The 18,708-nt window shown below is 36.9% G+C and carries 21 protein-coding genes and 1 tRNA gene; all 22 read left to right on the forward strand.

The genetic code is table 11. From position 1 onward, the window contains the following. Positions 1 to 21 precede the first annotated feature (21 nt). The 22 genes from H9L23_RS04660 to H9L23_RS04765 all read left to right on the forward strand — a co-directional run bounded on the left by H9L23_RS04660 (position 22) and on the right by H9L23_RS04765 (position 18,602). Complete coding sequence (locus tag H9L23_RS04660; RefSeq protein ID WP_187593880.1) at positions 22 to 2,061, forward strand: BatA domain-containing protein; 2,040 nt, start codon at positions 22 to 24, stop codon at positions 2,059 to 2,061. After that, positions 2,058 to 3,314: a dihydroorotase gene (locus H9L23_RS04665; RefSeq protein ID WP_187593881.1), complete on the forward strand. Its 1,257-nt coding sequence runs from the start codon at positions 2,058 to 2,060 to the stop codon at positions 3,312 to 3,314. Before H9L23_RS04660 ends, H9L23_RS04665 begins: the two co-directional genes overlap by 4 nt. A gap of 164 nt (positions 3,315 to 3,478) precedes the next feature. Continuing rightward, on the forward strand, positions 3,479 to 4,147 hold the full coding sequence (locus H9L23_RS04670) for a hypothetical protein (RefSeq protein ID WP_187593882.1): 669 nt from the start codon (positions 3,479 to 3,481) through the stop codon (positions 4,145 to 4,147). A 17-nt stretch (positions 4,148 to 4,164) separates the two neighbouring features. Next, positions 4,165 to 4,734, forward strand: a complete 570-nt coding sequence (locus H9L23_RS04675) for a DUF4199 domain-containing protein (RefSeq protein WP_187593883.1) — start codon at positions 4,165 to 4,167, stop codon at positions 4,732 to 4,734. Positions 4,735 to 4,818: 84 nt separating this feature from the next. Then, on the forward strand, positions 4,819 to 5,373 hold the full coding sequence (locus H9L23_RS04680) for a zeta toxin family protein (RefSeq protein WP_187593884.1): 555 nt from the start codon (positions 4,819 to 4,821) through the stop codon (positions 5,371 to 5,373). Between the two features lie 5 nt (positions 5,374 to 5,378). Next, positions 5,379 to 5,546 carry a hypothetical protein gene (locus H9L23_RS04685; protein WP_187593885.1) on the forward strand — a complete coding sequence of 56 codons (168 nt, stop codon included), beginning with the start codon at positions 5,379 to 5,381 and terminating at the stop codon, positions 5,544 to 5,546. 116 nt (positions 5,547 to 5,662) lie between these two features. Continuing rightward, on the forward strand, positions 5,663 to 6,613 hold the full coding sequence (locus H9L23_RS04690) for a glycosyltransferase family 2 protein (RefSeq protein WP_187593886.1): 951 nt from the start codon (positions 5,663 to 5,665) through the stop codon (positions 6,611 to 6,613). A gap of 134 nt (positions 6,614 to 6,747) precedes the next feature. Further along, positions 6,748 to 7,716, forward strand: coding sequence for a glycosyltransferase (locus H9L23_RS04695; RefSeq protein WP_187593887.1), 969 nt, complete (start codon positions 6,748 to 6,750; stop codon positions 7,714 to 7,716). Continuing rightward, positions 7,713 to 8,501 (forward strand): hypothetical protein, encoded by a 789-nt coding sequence (locus H9L23_RS04700; RefSeq protein ID WP_187593888.1) that lies wholly within the window; start codon positions 7,713 to 7,715, stop codon positions 8,499 to 8,501. Before H9L23_RS04695 ends, H9L23_RS04700 begins: the two co-directional genes overlap by 4 nt. Positions 8,502 to 8,543: 42 nt before the next feature. Further along, complete coding sequence (locus H9L23_RS04705) at positions 8,544 to 10,091, forward strand: GH3 auxin-responsive promoter family protein (protein ID WP_187593889.1); 1,548 nt, start codon at positions 8,544 to 8,546, stop codon at positions 10,089 to 10,091. A gap of 147 nt (positions 10,092 to 10,238) precedes the next feature. After that, the gene (locus tag H9L23_RS04710) at positions 10,239 to 10,616 is read left to right on the forward strand and encodes a four helix bundle protein (RefSeq protein WP_187593890.1); all 378 of its coding nucleotides are present in this window, start codon (positions 10,239 to 10,241) and stop codon (positions 10,614 to 10,616) included. A gap of 51 nt (positions 10,617 to 10,667) precedes the next feature. After that, a complete protein-coding gene (locus H9L23_RS04715; protein ID WP_246474848.1) occupies positions 10,668 to 11,855 on the forward strand; it encodes a 1-deoxy-D-xylulose-5-phosphate reductoisomerase in 1,188 nt (395 codons plus the stop codon). Between the two features lie 28 nt (positions 11,856 to 11,883). Continuing rightward, entirely contained in the window at positions 11,884 to 13,272 is a 1,389-nt protein-coding gene (gene rseP, locus H9L23_RS04720) for an RIP metalloprotease RseP (protein WP_187593891.1), read from the forward strand. A gap of 83 nt (positions 13,273 to 13,355) precedes the next feature. Next, positions 13,356 to 13,892, forward strand: coding sequence for a Fe-S protein assembly co-chaperone HscB (gene hscB / locus H9L23_RS04725; RefSeq protein ID WP_187593892.1), 537 nt, complete (start codon positions 13,356 to 13,358; stop codon positions 13,890 to 13,892). Positions 13,893 to 14,069: 177 nt separating this feature from the next. Then, positions 14,070 to 14,381, forward strand: a complete 312-nt coding sequence (locus tag H9L23_RS04730; protein WP_187593893.1) for a DUF3817 domain-containing protein — start codon at positions 14,070 to 14,072, stop codon at positions 14,379 to 14,381. 79 nt (positions 14,382 to 14,460) lie between these two features. After that, positions 14,461 to 14,540 (forward strand) — tRNA-Leu (locus H9L23_RS04735). Between the two features lie 327 nt (positions 14,541 to 14,867). After that, positions 14,868 to 15,932 (forward strand): fatty acid desaturase family protein, encoded by a 1,065-nt coding sequence (locus H9L23_RS04740; protein WP_187593894.1) that lies wholly within the window; start codon positions 14,868 to 14,870, stop codon positions 15,930 to 15,932. A 46-nt stretch (positions 15,933 to 15,978) separates the two neighbouring features. Continuing rightward, on the forward strand, positions 15,979 to 16,296 hold the full coding sequence (locus H9L23_RS04745; RefSeq protein ID WP_187593895.1) for a hypothetical protein: 318 nt from the start codon (positions 15,979 to 15,981) through the stop codon (positions 16,294 to 16,296). A gap of 574 nt (positions 16,297 to 16,870) precedes the next feature. Continuing rightward, positions 16,871 to 17,125: a hypothetical protein gene (locus H9L23_RS04750; protein WP_187593896.1), complete on the forward strand. Its 255-nt coding sequence runs from the start codon at positions 16,871 to 16,873 to the stop codon at positions 17,123 to 17,125. A gap of 7 nt (positions 17,126 to 17,132) precedes the next feature. Then, on the forward strand, positions 17,133 to 17,876 hold the full coding sequence (locus tag H9L23_RS04755; RefSeq protein ID WP_187593897.1) for a DUF3667 domain-containing protein: 744 nt from the start codon (positions 17,133 to 17,135) through the stop codon (positions 17,874 to 17,876). Positions 17,877 to 18,000: 124 nt separating this feature from the next. Beyond that, the gene (locus H9L23_RS04760; protein ID WP_187593898.1) at positions 18,001 to 18,138 is read left to right on the forward strand and encodes a hypothetical protein; all 138 of its coding nucleotides are present in this window, start codon (positions 18,001 to 18,003) and stop codon (positions 18,136 to 18,138) included. Between the two features lie 5 nt (positions 18,139 to 18,143). Continuing rightward, positions 18,144 to 18,602, forward strand: a complete 459-nt coding sequence (locus H9L23_RS04765) for a hypothetical protein (protein WP_187593899.1) — start codon at positions 18,144 to 18,146, stop codon at positions 18,600 to 18,602. Positions 18,603 to 18,708: the final 106 nt, after the last annotated feature.

The following is an 18,708-nucleotide window of genomic DNA, read 5'->3' on the forward strand; positions in this document are numbered from 1 at the left end:
TTTTTCTATCTTTGGTTTTTAATGAATTTCCTTTATCCGGGCTTTCTTTTTGCACTAATATCGGTTGCCATCCCGGTTATCATTCATTTATTCAATTTCAGGAAATTTAAAAAGATCTATTTCTCTAATGTTCAGCTTTTAAAAGAAGTAGAACAACAAAATTCATCGAAAGAAAAGCTTAAAAACCTGCTGATTTTAGCGTCGCGGATTTTAGCAATTATCTTTTTGGTGCTGGCATTTGCCCAGCCTTACATTCCGGAGCATAACCAAAAAACGACTGCTTTAAACAACGTAGTGAGTATTTATATTGATAATTCTTACAGCATGGAAGCCATTAATAAAGATGGCAACCTGCTCGATGAAGCTAAACGCAGGGCAAAAGAACTCGTTAAAGGTTTCGGTATTAACGATCGTTTCCAGCTTTTAACGAACGATTTCGAAGGAAAACACCAGCGTTCATTAAATGAAGAGGCGTTTTTGAAAGCTTTAGATGATGTGAAAATCTCTGCTGCAAACCGTAATCTTCAACAGATCTTAAACAGACAGGGCAATATTTTAACCGGTGCAGGAAATAAATACAGCTTCTTGATATCTGATTTTCAAAAAAATATCTCCGCCACTAACAAACTCCAAACCAAGGCCGATATTCAATATTCATTCCTAAAACTGAATGCCAATACCCTGCCTAATGTGGCGGTTGACAGCGTTTGGGTACTTTCGCCAAACCATCAGCCCGGTGCAAATGAGCGTTTAGTGGTTCAGTTAAAAAATTATTCTGAAGAAGAAGCCAAAAATGTTCCTTTAAAACTCAGCATCAACAATCAGCAAAAAGGTTTAGGCGCTGTAACCATTCCAGGAGGAAAAACCGTTAAGGATACATTAAATTTTTCCGGACTAACTGTAGGATGGCAAAAAGGGATGGTTACCATTAAAGATTTTCCGGTAACCTTTGATGACACCCTATCTTTCAGTTTTAAAGTAGATCAAAATTTTCCGGTTTTAAGTATTAATGGTAGCAACGCAGGTAATTACATTAAAGCATTATTCGCAGCCGATGCTTATTATAAACTTACCGAAAATGCCGAAAGCAATGTGAATTATAGCAATTTCGCCAATTTCGGCCTCATTGTGTTAAATGGCTTAAAAAGCCCCTCAACCGGTTTGGCGCAACAACTTAAAACTTATCTCAATGCAGGTGGTACTGTAGTACTTTTTCCTGATCTCGACGCCGATATCAAGGCATATAACTCATTTTTAAGTGCATTAGCACTTCCAACAATCCAGTCGCTCAATACCACAGCAACAAAAGTCGACCGGATAGATCTTCAAAATCCAATTTTTAAGACTGTTTTTGAGGAAATCCCTAAAAATTTAGATCTTCCCTCGGTTTCACGTTATTATTCCTTTATAGAAAAAAATAGCTCCAGTAAAGAAGACATCATGTCTTTACCCGGCAGGAAATCTTTTTTCTCCAAATATGGTGTAGGTAATGGCCAGGTATTTTTATCTGCCTCTGGTTTAAATACAAATGATGGTAATCTGGCACGTCACCCGGTTTTTGTTCCATTAATTTACCGTTTGGCACTGAGTGGCGGAAATGAAACTCCGTTATATTACAATCTGGGCAATGATAATGCATTGGCCAGTAAAAAAATTACTTTGGGTAAAAACCAGACTTTAAAAATTACCGCCGACCATTTTGAAGCCATTCCTGAAATCCGCCAGGCAGATGGAAAAACATTAATTTACACGGCAGACCAGATTAAAAATGCAGGTTTTTACAACTTAAATCTTGCCGATTCGTTACTCGCTGTTTATAGTTTTAATAGCGGCAGGACAGAATCTGATATGCATTATTTAAGCAAAGCAGAATTGGCGCAATTAGCAGGTAAAAGCAACCTGAAAATATTCGATACCGATAAAGATGCCGTTAAATTAATTGCCGGCGCCAATAAAATCGGACAAACTTTATGGAAACTTTGTCTAATTTTGTCGCTGATTTTTATTGCAGCAGAAATTTTGCTCATCCGATTTTTTAACAACACAAAAAGAACAATATGAATCTCCTGGTTAAAAATGTAACCATTACCGATCCGCAAAGTAAATTTAACAACCAACAATGCGATGTTAGGGTTGAAAATGGTACAATTAAAAACATAGGTAAATTAACTGCCGATAAAAGCGAAACTATTTTCGATGCTCAGGGCGCTTTTTTAACGCCTGGTTTTTTCGATTTAAACTGCGTAGCCGGTGATCCGGGTTTCGAAACCAAGGAAGACATCCAAACACTTACTGAAACTGCAAAAGCAGGTGGCTTTACAGGTCTGGCATTATTGCCACAAACTAGCCCGGTGGTACAATCGAAATCTCAGGTAGAATACATTATCAACAAGGCAAAAAATAACCTGGTTGATGTTTTGCCGGTTGGGGCCATTAGCCAGAACCGAGAAGCAAAAGAACTTGCCGAATTGTTTGATATGCAGCAGGCTGGTGCAGTTGCTTTCTCGGATGGAGACAGAGCCTTACAGGATGACGGTTTTATGAGCCGCGCCTTGCAATATGCCAAAGGTTTTGATGCACTGTTAATGGTTTATCCCGAAAATAAATCGATTGCAGGCAAATCACAGATCAATGAGAGCAAAAACTCCGTGCTCTTGGGCATGAAAGGTTTACCAGCATTGGCAGAAGAGATGCACATTGCACGCGATATTTTCCTCGCTTCTTATAACGAAACTAAAATCCACATCAGTAACATTTCAACCGCTGGTGCTGTAGCGCTAATCCGCAAAGCGAAAAAAGATGGCGTACAGATTTCCTGCGATGTAACCGCACATCACCTGGTGTTTACCGAAGAACTTTTAAACGATTTCGACAGCAATTATAAAGTTAAGCCACCATTAAGGAGCAAAGCAGATGTAAAAGCTTTAATAGCAGGTTTAAAGGATGGAACCATTGATGCCATTACTTCGCAGCACCGTCCTGAAGAAATCGAATTTAAAAATGTGGAATTCGAAATTGCCCATTATGGAATTATTGCTTTGCAAACCGTATTGCCATTATTGTTAAAAGCCGGACTGGACATTGCTTTAATTGCAGAGAAATTGGCCATTAATCCGCGTAAATTATTAAATTTAACTGTTCCCGTAATTGAAGAAGGTGCCAAAGCCAACTTTACTGTTTTTAACACCGCAGAAAAGTGGTTATACAATTCGGCAAGCAACCATTCTAAATCGGCAAACAGCCCATTGTTAGGGACCGAACTTACTGGAAAAGTAACCCTGGTTTATAATAATAATCAATCCTCTTTGAGATAGTAAAAAGGTAGAAGGTTAAAAGGCAGAGGGTGGAAGGTTTTCCAGCAGAGCTTTCTAAAATAGTAGTTCAAAAAATAGTATTATATAATAAAAACAGGTTTAAGGAGATAATTTTTTGTGAAAAATGATCCTTGTAATCCTGCAATCTTAAAAATCTTAATCCTATGGATAATAGAGTAAAAAAAGCGCTAAGTGCCACCATCAATCAATATGCTGAGGTTTCGGCTATTAATGTAGAAGGTTTTGAAACAGAATTACTGGCTGCTTTTGAGCTGGATGTTAACTTTTTAGATAAAGCTGAGGCTTTTGATGCCGTTTTCGATAGTCACCCGAAATTTGAAGAACTGCGAGAAATATTTTTCGATTTATTAATGGTGAATTTCTTTAGCAGTGATGTGCAGAAATTGGAAGACGATTATTTGGAAAGTGAAGAATGGGCAAATATTGAAGAAGAAACCATTGATAGGGGGACTGAACTGTTAAACCTGCTGCTTTACATTAAAGAATGTAAAGATGAAGACCTCGATCCTGAATTGGGCGATTTCCTAAAGGAATTTTTGTTGGTTGAGGATGATGAATTTCAGGATGAATTTGAGATTTACGAAGAACTGATCAGCAACCAGCAACTGGCAGAAAGTAGTGTAGAAGAGATCTGTAAAACGGCTGAAAAATTAAATATCAGCGAAGAAATGCAGGAATTGTTTGTGCCATTTATGGCTTTTTTCCTTGATGTGGAAGGAAGTGCCGACACTACGAAAGAAATAATTCAATTTAGCAGTAACAAATCGTTCGATTCTGCTACTTATATATTAATTACAACAATTAATAATTAAAACTAAAACTTAAAATTATGGACAAAAGTGCTCTTATTTCCAAATTATCGCTTAAAAACGGATTTATGCTTGCGGCGGTTTCGGTAGTATTATCGTTAACCCTGCATTTTATCGATCCTGTATTAGTTTACACCAGTTTCCTTGCCCAGGTAGGCATATTTGTTTTGTTTATTGCGCTACTCGTTGTAGTAGGAATTAATATTCGTAAAGAAATAGGTGGTTTTTGGACGTTTGGCGAAGCTTTTAAAGCTTTTTTAATTATTTCGCTTATTCTGGCCTTAACTGCAACACTTTATAATGTGATACTGATGAAGTTTATCGATCCAGATCTTCCGGCAAAAGCTGCTGCGGCGATAGAAGATGCACAACGTGCAATGATGGAAAAATTCGGTATGGCTAAAGAGCAGGTTGATGAAGCAATGGCTAAAGCAGGTAATATGCAAGAGAAACTAGAACCTACTTTTAAAAATATTTTTACAAGCTTTGGTGTTTCACTAGCCTTGTATGGTGTTCTTTCTTTAATTCTTTCAGCTATCTTAAAGAAAAAGGAACCAGTAAGATTAGACTCATTTCCTAAAGAAGCTTAATTTCTTTTATAAAATTTTGAACGTGCAGGTTTTATCATTTAATTTGGTAAGGTTGCACGTTTTTTAATTTACATAACATTCTACATGCATAATTTATATATCATTTCTGGTTGTAATGGAGCTGGTAAAACAACAGCATCTTTTACTATTTTGCCCGAAATGTTAAACTGCAGAGAGTTTGTTAATGCGGATGAAATTGCCCGCGGAATTTCTCCTTTTAAACCTGCAAGTGTAGCCATTCAGGCAGGTAAGATTATGTTAAACAGAATTGATGACCTGATGAACCAAAAAGTAGACTTTGCCATCGAAACTACATTAACCACTAAATCTTACTTAAAAACAATTGAAAAAGCCAAATCTCTGGGCTATCAGGTTACACTTTTATTCTTTTGGTTAAATGATATTGAACTTGCTATTGAAAGAGTTAAAACGAGGGTGTTAGAAGGTGGACATGATATTCCTGAAGATGTAATCCGAAGAAGGTATATAAAAGGCATGCAAAATTTACAGCAGTTTATTAAAAGTGTCGATTTTTGGTTTGTGTTAAATAATTCAAAAGAATCACTTCAGTTTATAGCAGAGGGTAATAGATCTGAAATCACTATATTTGAAAAAGAAAATTGGAAAAAACTAAGTTAAATAGTATGGATGATAAGCAAACTACTCTTCAGTTATTACATCAAAAAATAAGTGAGGGAATGGAATTAACGTTTAAAAAACTGGTTGCTTATAAAGCTAAGAATGATGGTATTCTGGTTTTTTCCGATCAGGGGAAAATTATAAAAGTAAAAGCTAAAGACATAAAATTATAAATAAGATCAAAAATTTTGAACGTGCAGGTTTTATCATTTAATTTGATGAAATTTGCACGTTTTAATTTAAACAAACCTCGCAGGTTTTTAAAACCTGCGAGGTTTATGCTTAAAAAATGGATATATCAGTTGTAGTACCCTTATTTAATGAAGATGAATCCCTGCCAGAGTTAACGGCCTGGATTGATAAAGTGATGATTGCCAATAATTTCAGCTATGAAATTATTTTGGTTGATGATGGTAGTACCGATAGATCGTGGGAGGTAATAGAAGATTTAAGACTTCAGAATCCTGCCATAAAGGGCATTAAATTTAGACGTAACTACGGTAAATCTGCTGCTTTAAACGTAGGTTTCGAAGCTACACAGGGCGATGTGGTGATTACCATGGATGCCGATCTGCAGGATAGTCCGGATGAAATTCCGGAATTATACCGCCGTATTAAGGAAGAAAAACTCGACCTGATTTCGGGCTGGAAAAAGAAACGTTACGATCCGGTTACCAAAACTATCCCCACCAAACTCTTCAACGCGGCTACCCGCAAAATGAGCGGTATCGAACTGAACGATTTTAACTGTGGCTTAAAAGCTTATCGCAGTGATGTAATCAAAACGATTGAAGTTTATGGCGAAATGCACCGTTATATCCCGGTAATAGCTAAATGGGCAGGTTTTAGTAAAATAGCAGAGCAGGTAGTAGAACACCGCGCACGTAAATACGGAACAACTAAATTTGGTTTTAGCAGGTTTATCAATGGCTTTTTAGATTTACTCTCCATTTTCTTTGTGGGTAAATTCGGTAAACGCCCGATGCACTTTTTTGGCTCGTTAGGCGTACTGAGTTTCTTTATCGGTATCATCATGGCTTTGTACATTTTGTTCGAAAAGAAATACCTGATATGGCAGGGTTTGGCTTATCGCGATGTAACCGATCAACCTTTGTTTTATTTATCATTAGTTGCTATCGTAGTAGGTTCGCAGATGTTCTTAGCAGGCTTTATTGCAGAGCTTTTATCGCGTAACGCACCAGAAAGAAACCAGTATTTGATAGAAAAGGAATTAAGGTAGAAGGCGGGAAGGCGGAAGGTTCATCCGCCCTTTACTCTCAACCTTTACTAATAAAAAAAATAAATGATGTAAAATGTAAGATGTAGATTGAATTTCCATCATACCTCTTACATTTTACCTTTTCCATTCTAACTATGTTTTTCTCCATCATAATCCCCCTTTACAATCGTCCACAGGAAATAGACGAACTTTTGCACACCTTAACCAAACAAACTTATTTACAGTTTGAGGTTTTGGTTATCGAAGATGGTTCTAAAAACGATGCAAAGGCCATTGTAGATCGTTATGCAGACAAACTTGATATAAAATATTATTTCAAGGAGAATGCCGGACAGGGGTTTGCCCGTAATTTTGGTTTCGAAAGGGCGAAGGGAGATTATTTTATCATTTTTGATTCAGATATCCTTGTTCCTGACGATTATCTTGAAATTGTTAGAAATTACCTTTACGAACATCATTTAGATGCTTACGGCGGACCAGATGCAGCACACGATAGTTTTACGCAGGTACAAAAGGCCATCAGTTACGCAATGACATCGCCATTTACCACAGGTGGTATCCGTGGTAATAAGCAGCATGTGGGGCAGTTTCACCCACGCAGTTTTAATATGGGCGTTTCCCGTCAGGCCTGGGAAAAAGTAGGTGGCTTTATCCTGACCAGATTGGGAGAAGATATCGAATACAGTATCCGTATCCATGAAAATGGTTTCAAAATCGGTTTGATCCCCGATGCAAAGGTTTACCATAAGCGCCGGACGAGTTTTAGCCAGTTTTATAAACAATTACACTTTTTCGGCAGGGCCAGGATCAATATTTATAAACATTTTCCAAAAGAATTAAAGCTGGTGCATTTTTTTCCTGCTTTATTTACACTGGGCTTTGGTTTCACCATTTTGTGTAACTTTATCTATCCGCCATTGGCGTATGTTTGTAACTTCTTCTTATTGATTTACTTTATGTTGATATTTTTTCATTCATGGTCAGTAAATAAATCTTTAAAAGTTGCATTTTTGAGCATTATATCTTCGTTTATCCAATTAACCGCTTATGGTTTAGGATTTATACAGGATTTATTTAAACGTGTGGTATTCAAACAACAATGATCAATTATTTAAAAGAAAGTACGTTCGCCGTTAATGATGTAATGCAGAAAGCCTGGAGCATTACCAAGAAACACTATTTTTCGATTGCTACGCTATGCTTTCTGATGTTTATCACAGCAAGTGCATCAAGCCTGATGGCCTTTTTTATTAAAGATGTAAGCAAGGCATTGAGTGTAATTATGGTAATCATTTTTGTGCTGCTGTACTTTACCATCAATCTTTCGCTTTTTAAATATATTTTTCATTTAATGGATGATGAAGAAAGTGATGTTAAAATTGTAGATACCCTACCAACCAGGCTGCAGATCATCAGGTTTTTAGTGGCTACACTTTATTTTGTAGCTTGTATTTTGGGCGTTTATCTGGTGGTAATTTTGGTTGCTTTTCCTTTTATTTACACTGGAATTAACATATCGATCGTTAAAAATGTAGCCATATCAGTAGGTATCATCGCCATTTTCATTACCTGGTTAAGAATTTCTTTCTTCCCGTTTTTTATTATTGATAAAGGTGCAACTCCTTTCGATTCAATTAAATTGAGTTTGGCCACCACTAAAGGGAATTTTACTAAGATTTTATTGCTTTTGGTCGTTTTAGGAGGTGGTTATTTAATATACCTATTGCTAAACTACCTGCAATGGCCATTAGTTGCTTTCATTGTAAATATTTTAAGTTCGTTTATTATTGTTCCGTTATCTAGTGTGGCCTTAACGGTTGCTTACCGTAAAATTTCCAGCGAATACAAAGGCGACGAACATCCGGATATTTTACATAATATCGTTTAACCCCCTGACCCTAAAGGGGAGTTAAAAATCAGATTAGAGTTTATGGAAAAAGAAAAGAACGGCAGAAGGGAAAAGTCCCCTTCAGGGGGGTGGGGGCTTAAAGCAGCGTTAAGTAAACCCTTTGCGGCGTTTGCAGTTTGGCAAATCAACAAATGGAAGCATAATGCCGTAGATGCTCAAAATAATTTGCTGAAAAAGCTTATCGGTGAAGCCAGGCATACTGCTTTCGGTAAGGATCATTATTTTGCAGAGATCAAAAACTACGCTGATTTTAAAAAGAACGTTCCGGTACAGGATTATGAGGGCTTAAAATTCTACGTAGATCGTGTGGTGGCAGGCGAAGCTGATGTGCTTTGGAAAGGAAAACCTCTTTATTTTGCCAAAACATCGGGTACCACTTCGGGCGTAAAATACATTCCGCTTTCCAAAGAATCAATGCCTGAGCACATCAAAGCTGCCCGGAATGCGATTTTGACTTATATTAATGAAACAGGCAAGGCCGATTTTGTAAACGGAAAAATGATCTTTTTGCAGGGAAGTCCGGTTTTGAGCGTAAAACATGGAATTAATGTGGGGCGCTTATCAGGCATTGTAGCGCATCATGTTCCTGCTTATCTCCAGAAGAACCGTTTGCCTTCTTACGAAACCAATATTATCGAAGATTGGGAGCAGAAAGTTGATGCCATTGTGGAGGAGACGATCAATGAAAACATGACATTGATCTCTGGGATTCCACCCTGGGTACAGATGTATTTCGATAAACTTTCCGAAAAAGCGGGAGGGAAGAAAATTGCCGAAATCTTTAAGAATTTCAGCTTGTTTATTTATGGTGGGGTAAATTTCGAACCTTACCGGGCCAAAATTGAACAAAGTATTGGCAAAAAAATTGATGCAATTGAAACTTATCCTGCTTCTGAAGGATTTATTGCTTATCAGGATTCGCAAAAAGAAAAAGGACTGTTGTTATTGGCCGATGCAGGGATTTTTTACGAATTTATTCCTGCTGATGAATATTATAACGACAACCCGACAAGATTATCATTGGGCGAAGTAGCACTCGATACCAATTATGCATTGATTTTAAATACGAATGCGGGTTTATGGGGTTATAGTATTGGCGATACCGTTAAATTTGTTTCTAAAAATCCTTATAAAATTGTAGTTACCGGCCGGATTAAACATTTTATTTCTGCTTTCGGTGAACATGTAATAGGAGAAGAGGTAGAACAGGCCATTTTAAGTGTAGCGAACGAAGAGCAGGTAGAAATTACAGAATTTACCGTTGCGCCACAGGTTAACCCAGATGCTGGTCAATTGCCTTACCATGAGTGGTTTGTGGAATTTTCATCAGCGCCAAAAGATCTGGCTGCTTTTAGTAAAAAGGTTGATGAAGCTTTGCAAAAGAAAAATATTTATTACTTTGACCTGATTGAAGGAAACATCCTTCAGCCATTGATTATACGTACTTTGCAAAAAGATGCCTTTGTAAACTACATGAAAAGTGAAGGGAAATTAGGCGGACAAAATAAGGTGCCGAGGTTGAGCAATGATAGGAAACTGGCAGATGGGTTGGAGAAATATATTGTTTAATTGTTAAATGGCTAAATTGCTAACAAGCATGGAGTTAATGAAATTGCTTAATTATTATGTGTTCAGGTTAATTGAAATTGTTTAATTATTTAGCATTGTGCAAATGAAAATTGCTAAATTGTTGTTGATAATTAACGTTTCAACAACATGGAAAAGAATTATTTACAGTTAAATCAGATAACAGCATATACAAAATCTTTCCATCTTAGCAATTTGGTTTGGGATATGGTTAGTAATTGGGATAATTTTGCAAAATACACCATCGGACAACAGTTCGTTGATGCTGTTGATTCGATTTCAGCTAATATTGCTGAAGGTTTTGGTCGCTATCATAAAAAAGATAAGGTCAAGTTTTATTATTACAGCTTTGGTTCAGTTAAGGAATGTTTAGACTGGAACGAAAAAGCAAAAGTTAGAAAGTTGATAAATGAGGAAACGTATTCAAAGATTTTTGCAACTTTGGAAACTTTACCAAAAGAAATTCATCAACTGATAAAATTTACAAACGAAAGATTGAAAATTTAATCGAATGCTGCCACAGCAATTAGATTTTTGATACGAGAGAAAGAAAAACAATTGAGCAATATAACAATACAGCAATCTGTAAAAAGAATAACCATATTAGGTTCTACAGGGAGCATCGGTACACAAGCGCTTGAAGTTGTTAGGGATCATCCTACAGTTTTTAAAGTTGCTGTATTATCTGCCTTAAAGAATTCAACATTACTCATTCAACAAGCGCTGGAATTTAAGCCGGCAATTGTAGTTATCTGTGATGAAAGCAAGTACATAGAAGTTAAAGATGCTTTGTTTGGCCTGGATATTAAAGTTTTGGCTGGCGAAGTTGCTTTATCAGAAGTTGCATCATACACTGATAGCGATGTAGTGCTTACGGCATTAATGGGCTCTGTAGGCTTAAAACCTACCATTGCCGCTATAAAAGCGGGTAAAAACATTGCCTTGGCTAATAAAGAAACTTTGGTGGTAGCCGGAGAACTGATTACCCAATTGGCCATTGAAAACCAGGTAAAGATTTTGCCTGTGGATTCGGAGCATTCGGCCATCTTCCAGTGTTTGGTAGGTGAAGAACAAAACGAAATCGAAAAAATTTACCTCACTGCTTCCGGCGGACCATTTTTGGGCAAAACAAAAGATTTTCTTTCTACGGTAAAAAAAGAGCAGGCCTTAAAACACCCTAACTGGGTAATGGGCGCAAAAATCACCATCGATTCTGCTTCTTTAATGAACAAAGGATTAGAAGTAATCGAGGCCAAATGGCTGTTTAACCTCGATGTAGATCAGATTGACGTCATTGTGCATCCACAATCTATCATCCACTCCATCGTTCAGTTTACCGATGGTTCTATGAAAGCACAAATGGGGGTTCCGGATATGAAATTGCCCATTCAGTACGCTTTAAATTATCCCGACAGGCTAAAAAACAATTTTAAGCGTTTTAACTTCTTGGAATATCCAAACTTTAGCTTTTTGAAAGCAGACATGGAAACCTTCAGGAATTTAGGTTTAGCATTTACTTCATTGCGAAAAGGAGGGAATATGCCCTGTATTTTAAATGCAGCGAATGAAATTGTTGTGGAGGCATTTTTGAAAGATAAAATTGGTTTCCTGCAGATGAGCGAAGTAATTGAACAATGTATGGAAGAGATTAGTTTTATTGAAAAGCCACAATTGAGCGATTATTTAGAAACTGACAAACATAGCCGTATCTTAGCCGGCGAATTAGTAACAAAAAGTATAGTTTAACATCTAACATAAAATTTTATAAGAAAATATGAATGGATTGATTATGGCGGGGCAGCTGCTGCTTGGATTGTCTTTATTGGTAATATTACACGAATTAGGACATTTTTTGGCAGCCAGGGCATTTGGTATTAAAGTAGAAAAGTTTTATCTGTTTTTTGATGCCTGGGGTTTCAAACTTTTTAGTTTCAAAAAAGGTGATGTTGAATATGGAATAGGATGGCTGCCATTGGGCGGTTATGTGAAAATTGCAGGAATGATTGATGAGAGCATGGATACTGAGCAGATGGCTCAACCTGCTCAACCCTGGGAATTCCGTTCTAAACCAGCCTGGCAACGTTTAATTGTGATGTTAGGCGGTATTATCGTAAATGTGATTGTTGGTATTTTGATTTTTTGGATGCTTACTTTCAATATTGGCCAAAATTATACCGTTAACAGTAAATTAAATGATGGTATCTCTGTTGGAACCATTGGTAAAGAAATCGGTTTACAGAATGGAGATAAAATTTTGGCCATCAACGGCAATAAACTGATCCGTTTTGAAGATGCAATATCGAGTAAGGTTTTATTTGATGGCGCTCAGTTAACGATTCTACGAGAAAACAAAACCCTTTATATCTCGGTTCCGGATACCATTTTAAACAAAATATCGAAAAACGATAAAGAGAATTTTATCTCTCCGCGTTACCGGATGCAAAGTGTTGATAAGGTAAGCGCACCTGACGAAAAGGCCGATAAGCCTTCGTTTTTTGATAAGCTTTTTGGCCGGAAATTCGAAAAGCCTGTATATCCGGCTTATGCCGCTGGTATTAAACCTGGTGATAGCATTTTAACGGTTAATGGTAAAGCCATTACTTTCTTCGATCAGTTTAAAGAAGAAGTTTCAAAAAATAAATCGAAACCAGTTAGCATAAATGCCTTACGCAAAGGAAAAGAAATTACTTTCGATCTTAAAGTAAGCAAAGAAGGTACAATCGGGATTATTCCTAACTTAAGTACACCTGAAACGGCACATGTTGATTTTGGCTTTATAGAGTCGTTCCCGGTTGGGGCAACCATGGCCTGGAGCACTTTTGTAGATAATGCAAAAGGTATCGGGAAAATGATTACGGGTAAATTAAGTGCGCGCAATATCAGCAGCCCGATCGGTATTGCAAAAGTATATGGCAGCACTTTCGACTGGGTTAAATTCTGGACTTTAACCGGATTGATCTCAATGGCATTGGCATTTATGAATTTGTTGCCTATTCCAGGCTTAGATGGAGGCCACGTAGTGTTTCTTTTGATCGAAATGGTACAACGTAAGCCTGTAAGCGAAAAAGTACTGGAAAAGGCACAGATTGTAGGTTTTGTAATCCTGATCTGTTTAATGGTGTTTGCTTTTGGTAATGATATTTTAAAATCTTTCGGTAAGTAAAACCAAATTGATATAATTGCCGCAGATGCGCAGATTTGATCGTTCAAACTGTACATCTGCGGCTTTTTAATTTAAGACACATCATGAGCGAAGCAACCCAACAGCCAAATTATTTCGAATTTTACGATCTTCCGATACAGTTTAACCCAGATCAAAATGCGGTGAAAGCAAAGTTTTATGTTTTGAGCAAGCAGTTTCACCCTGATTTTTATGCCAATGAAAGCGAAGAAAAGCAACAGGAGGTACTCGATCTGTCAACTTTGAACAACAAGGCATACCAAACGCTGAGCAATGCCAAAAAACGCTTAAAATACGTATTGGAACTAAAGGGTATTGTAGCAGCAGATGAAGGATATCAGTTATCACAAAATTTTTTGATGGAAATGATGGATATCAATGAAGCTTTAATGGATCTTGAATTTGAACCTGATGCAGAAAAACTGGCCCAGGTAAAACTCGATGTTGAAGCAATAGAAAAGGATTTATCCGGCGAACTAAACAATCTGATAAGCCAGTTCGACCAAAATCCATCAGCTTCTGACACATTGTTGCCTTTGATGAAGGATAATTTTTATCGCCAAAAATACATTGACAGGATAAGAGAAAGGCTGGTGAAATAGGGGGGATGGAAAATGGATGATGGAATGAGTCTGAAGATAATTGTCAACTTTGCGGTTATCATCCTAAACTTTCCACCTTTCTGCCTTCTATCTTATAAAACACTCTATTGTAAAATCATTTTTTAGTTTTTGTTAACCAACGGCTTTGTTTTACTTTCGAGGCAAACAATCAGATTAATGAACAGTTCACTTTCTATTTTCCGTAAAGTAGCCGTAGCCGAAGGTATATCCTATCTGCTCTTATTATTTGTAGCGATGCCATTAAAATATTTCGCAAATATGCCATTGTACGTAAAATATACAGGATGGGCTCATGGTTTGTTATTTGTGCTGTATGCAGCTACGTTGGTTTTAGCCTGGCAAGAGCAAAAATGGAAATTTGGTAAAGCATTATTAATATTTGTGGCTTCTTTACTTCCTTTTGCTCCATTTATTGTAGATAGAAAGTTGAAAGATGAGCGGCCGGAAAATGCAAGTGGCATACAATAAAACAGTTATGAATTAATTGAAAATAATTTTTGGATTTTAACTTTCAATTTCTACATTTGCAACCCCGTCCAACACGAATGCCCGGATGGCGGAATTGGTAGACGCGCTGGTCTCAAACACCTGTGGGAAACCGTGCCGGTTCGACTCCGGCTCCGGGTACGATTTTAAGCCTAACTATTTGATAGTTAGGCTTTTTTGTTTGAGAAAATATTGAAAATGCCTTGGTTTTTTACTTCTTTTTTATAATTAAATATCCTTTAATTGATTGTTTGACAGGTAATTATGTTGGTTTTTTGCTGCGACTCGTTTAGGTTTACGTCTTTTAGTTAGCTTACATCAGTTAAACTTAAATCCAGATTTCGGCAATAAAAAACCTATATTTACGTTTTTTAAATACAAACGCCGTGAAAGGCGAATTCTTTTTGTTCTTGCACGCAACGGGAATCATCCTGGCTTGCTTAAAGATCAGGTGCTTAATCAGATCTTATGTCAAAAACATCCTTTGAATCCAGTTCCACTCCATTTTTCAAATCATTAAAAGCAAAGGTAAATCATTACTTTTCGCAAACTGGAAAGAGCAGGAACGGTGGACCAGCGCTTTTTTGTAAAGGACTTGGCCTTATATTATCTGCGATAGCCGTTTATTTTATTCTGGTATTTTTCTCTCCGCATTGGATCATTGCTGTTTTATTGTGTGCGGTGTTCGGGGCGAACCTGGCAGCCATTGGTTTCAATGTGATGCATGAAGGTGGGCATGGGAGTTTTTCCAGGCATAAGTGGATCAATTCGGTTTCAGCCTATTCGCTCAATATAATGGGGGGAACGATTCATTTCTGGAAACAAAAGCATAATATTGATCACCATACCTATACCAACATTGATGGTATGGATCATGATATCGATATTAAGTTTATGCGTATGCATGAAGAACAGCAGCGGAAGGGTCATCACAGGTTTCAGCAGTATTACTGGATCCTGTTGTATGGAGTATCTTATATCGCATGGGTGCTCTATCAGGATTTTGAGAAATATTTTTCTGGAAAAATGGGAAGGGATGGTAAAAAAATCAAAATTGATTTCAGGGAGCATTTGATTTTCTGGATTACAAAACTGGGTTATATTTCCCTTTACCTATTACTTCCGGTGTTGATGCTGGGTTTTGTAAAAGCACTTATAGGGTTTATCATTGCAGCAGTGGTTTGTGGGTTTACCCTGAGCATTGTCTTTCAGTTGGCGCATGTAGTTGAGGGCACATCTTTTCCTGAAAATATAAACGGAAAGATTCAAAATGAATGGGCAGTTCATCAGATCTCCTCAACAGCAAACTTTGCGACCAGGAGCAAACTGGCATACTTTTTTCTCGGCGGACTTAATTTTCAGGTCGAGCATCACTTGTTTCCGGGAATCAGCCATGTGCATTATCCTAAAATTAATGAATTTGTAAAGGAGACCTGCAAAGAGTTTGATATTTGCTACCTTGAGCACCGGACGATGCTAAAGGCTTTTATCTCGCACCTTTCTCATCTGAAAAAACTGGGAATAACAAATTAACAATTCGTTCGGATAATTATTGCCGAAGGGCAATCATGAATATAATATGCAAAATGAAAACATAGCCTTACAGGCAAAGGTATTTTTATACCACTTAAACAATTCAAATGATGAAAATGGCATACGCCGTTACGAAAGCTGGACGCTCCAACAGGTGAGTGAACAGTCTAAACTCGATATTGAAAGAAATTACTCTCCTACGGTTTCTACTAAAGTGGATCCGAAGGTGATGGAAGAATTCTCAACCAGTGTGATGCAGAATCTTAAGGCACAGCCGAAGATTAACGTCTCGAGCCTTTTTACAGATGTGCTGCCGGGAGCTGAATACATTATCGCATTTTCTTCCGAGCGCATCAGGAGATAATTTATTAATGCTGTAATATTACCGTTCTTTTTGAAAGAACATCAGTTTTATTAATGACTTAATCTAATAGCTAAATTTAGATTAAGGTAATATTGATCACCGGATAGTTTACTGAGAACAGGATTTTGCTGAGTATATGGGATTACAATAGCAGAAGTAACTTTTCCTTTCATTCTACGCGTCTGGACTGGTTGTTAGTAGTTGATCATCACATTGATCTAATTTATGAGAACAACCAGCCCAGAATTCTGCCCAATCTATTCATTGGCTGTAACTGAATTATTGGTGATTAAAGCGTGATAATTCTATTTTATCTTTGGTGACATCCTTTTCTTTACTACCAAAGAGTTTGCTGATTTTTTTACAATATTGCTCGCCAGAATTCCATCTACTGTATTTACCACGGACACGCCAAATTTTGATTTTGGATGTGCGAGCCAGGGAACATCGATTTCAAATATTTTTGTCACAATATAGAGATATATTGTATATTTGTTCGCCTGATGAAACATTGAAAATTAGCTATGTGTCTCTGTGTCAAACTGCAAACTATCTTAACCTGATCAAAACTGAAATGAAAAAAGTAACTCCACTTACAGAATTATCTATAGATGAATTGTACAAGAAAAAACAAAGTATAAAAGGAGCCTTAATCGGACTTGGTGTGGTAATGCTCGCCGCTTTCGTTATTTTGCTTTACCTCGTTTTTACGGCCAAAACACCAAAAGTGCTGGCAGCCATTCCCATATCTTGTGCTTTAGCATTGTTGCCCGCTTTTATTAGTCTGGGCCAGATCACTACTGAAATTAAAAACCGCGCTTCAAAATAGTTCTCCCATGTCGCCAGATTGTCTAAATTGTGCTGCTCCAGTTACACATAATTACTGCCCTAACTGTGGGCAAAAATCTACCACACACCGCTATTCCATCAAACATTTCCTGGCCCATGATTTTGTTCATGGGGTTTGGCACGTTGATAAAGGTATTTTATTTACCCTAAAAGCACTTTTTACACGACCGGGTCACAGTGTCCGCGAATTTATCCAGGGCAAAAGGGTTCCCTATTTTAGTTTTGTTACGCTCATCCTGCTTATCTTGACGGCATCAAGTCTCATCGCACCTTATACACATGGTAGCATGACTGACCTGATGCCTCAGGGAAGCAAAGCAATGATGAGTGAGATCGAAAAATTTATCTCCGATCATCCAAAGCTTATCCTGATTATTACTATTCCCATTTATTCATTTTTTACGTTTATCTGGTTCAGAAAAGCAAAACTTAATTATTCCGAGCACCTGGTTTTAAATTCAAACCGCATTATTGTCGAATTAATCATTGGTTTGCTAATTTCGGTCATCACTATTTTTTACACCAATAGCAAAGGGCTGGTGTTAATATATTTTGGCGTGGCAACTTTCTTTGCATTTATATACAGCATCTGGTTCTATTACCAGTTTTTTTCAGGCTTTAACTATAGTAAAAAGGGATTACTTTTAAGAAGCATCCTTGTTCCTGCCTCTTATTACCTGGTATCATTTATAATTGGAGTAATATCTGCAATAATAAATATGAAGCATTGATTATTTTTCATCTACTTGTGAAAAACGATATTGACCCACTCATTTAATAATTTCTTTCATTTACTAAATGAAGAGTGGTTTAATATTTTAAAATCAAAGGGTTTATTTATATATTTGTATTATAATGACACTTAAGGCATTAAATATCGATAAGCCATCCGAAAAAGTGCTTGACTTTGTTAGGAAACTGCAATCAGAAAAAGAAGCAAAATTAAAAAAGCTTGATTCTGAAAGGGAGAAATATTTCGCAAAGAAAAAGTAACTCGTATGGGTGAAAAAAGAATTATCCCCTTGGTTACTAAGGAAGGGCATAACTATCTTATCCAATTCGAATTTTTAGATAAACATATTCTTCCTAAAAGTCTTGCTGTAGACGTCGTAGATGTATTGATTTCAGTTGAAAATAATGTTGGGATCAATAACGGGTATACATTATCCCTACTTGCCGAAATCATGAGAAAGTTCATCTTAGAAAATAATGTGATTCTATATTGTTACTGTGATCATGCTGAAATTGTGAGGAGCGATAAAAGGCGAGACACCAGTCCACAGGAATATAGGAGTCTTTTATTTTCTGCAATGTTTGCCAAGCAAGGTAACGATGATTATGTAAACCAATTAATTGTTATAAACGATAAAGTTGATCATTACATTCATTTAATCTCCAATATAAATAATGTTAAAGACATAGAATTATTAAAGATGGAAGTCTCATCTAATAAGTAAACTTTAATATTTTACCTACCTCTTTATCCCATCCTTAAAGTTACTTCCCCTTAATATTTTGTTAACGTTTATACAACTTTAACGGCATCTTACTGAAATACCTTCG

Source organism: Pedobacter roseus, assembly GCF_014395225.1.
GTDB lineage: Bacteria > Bacteroidota > Bacteroidia > Sphingobacteriales > Sphingobacteriaceae > Pedobacter > Pedobacter roseus.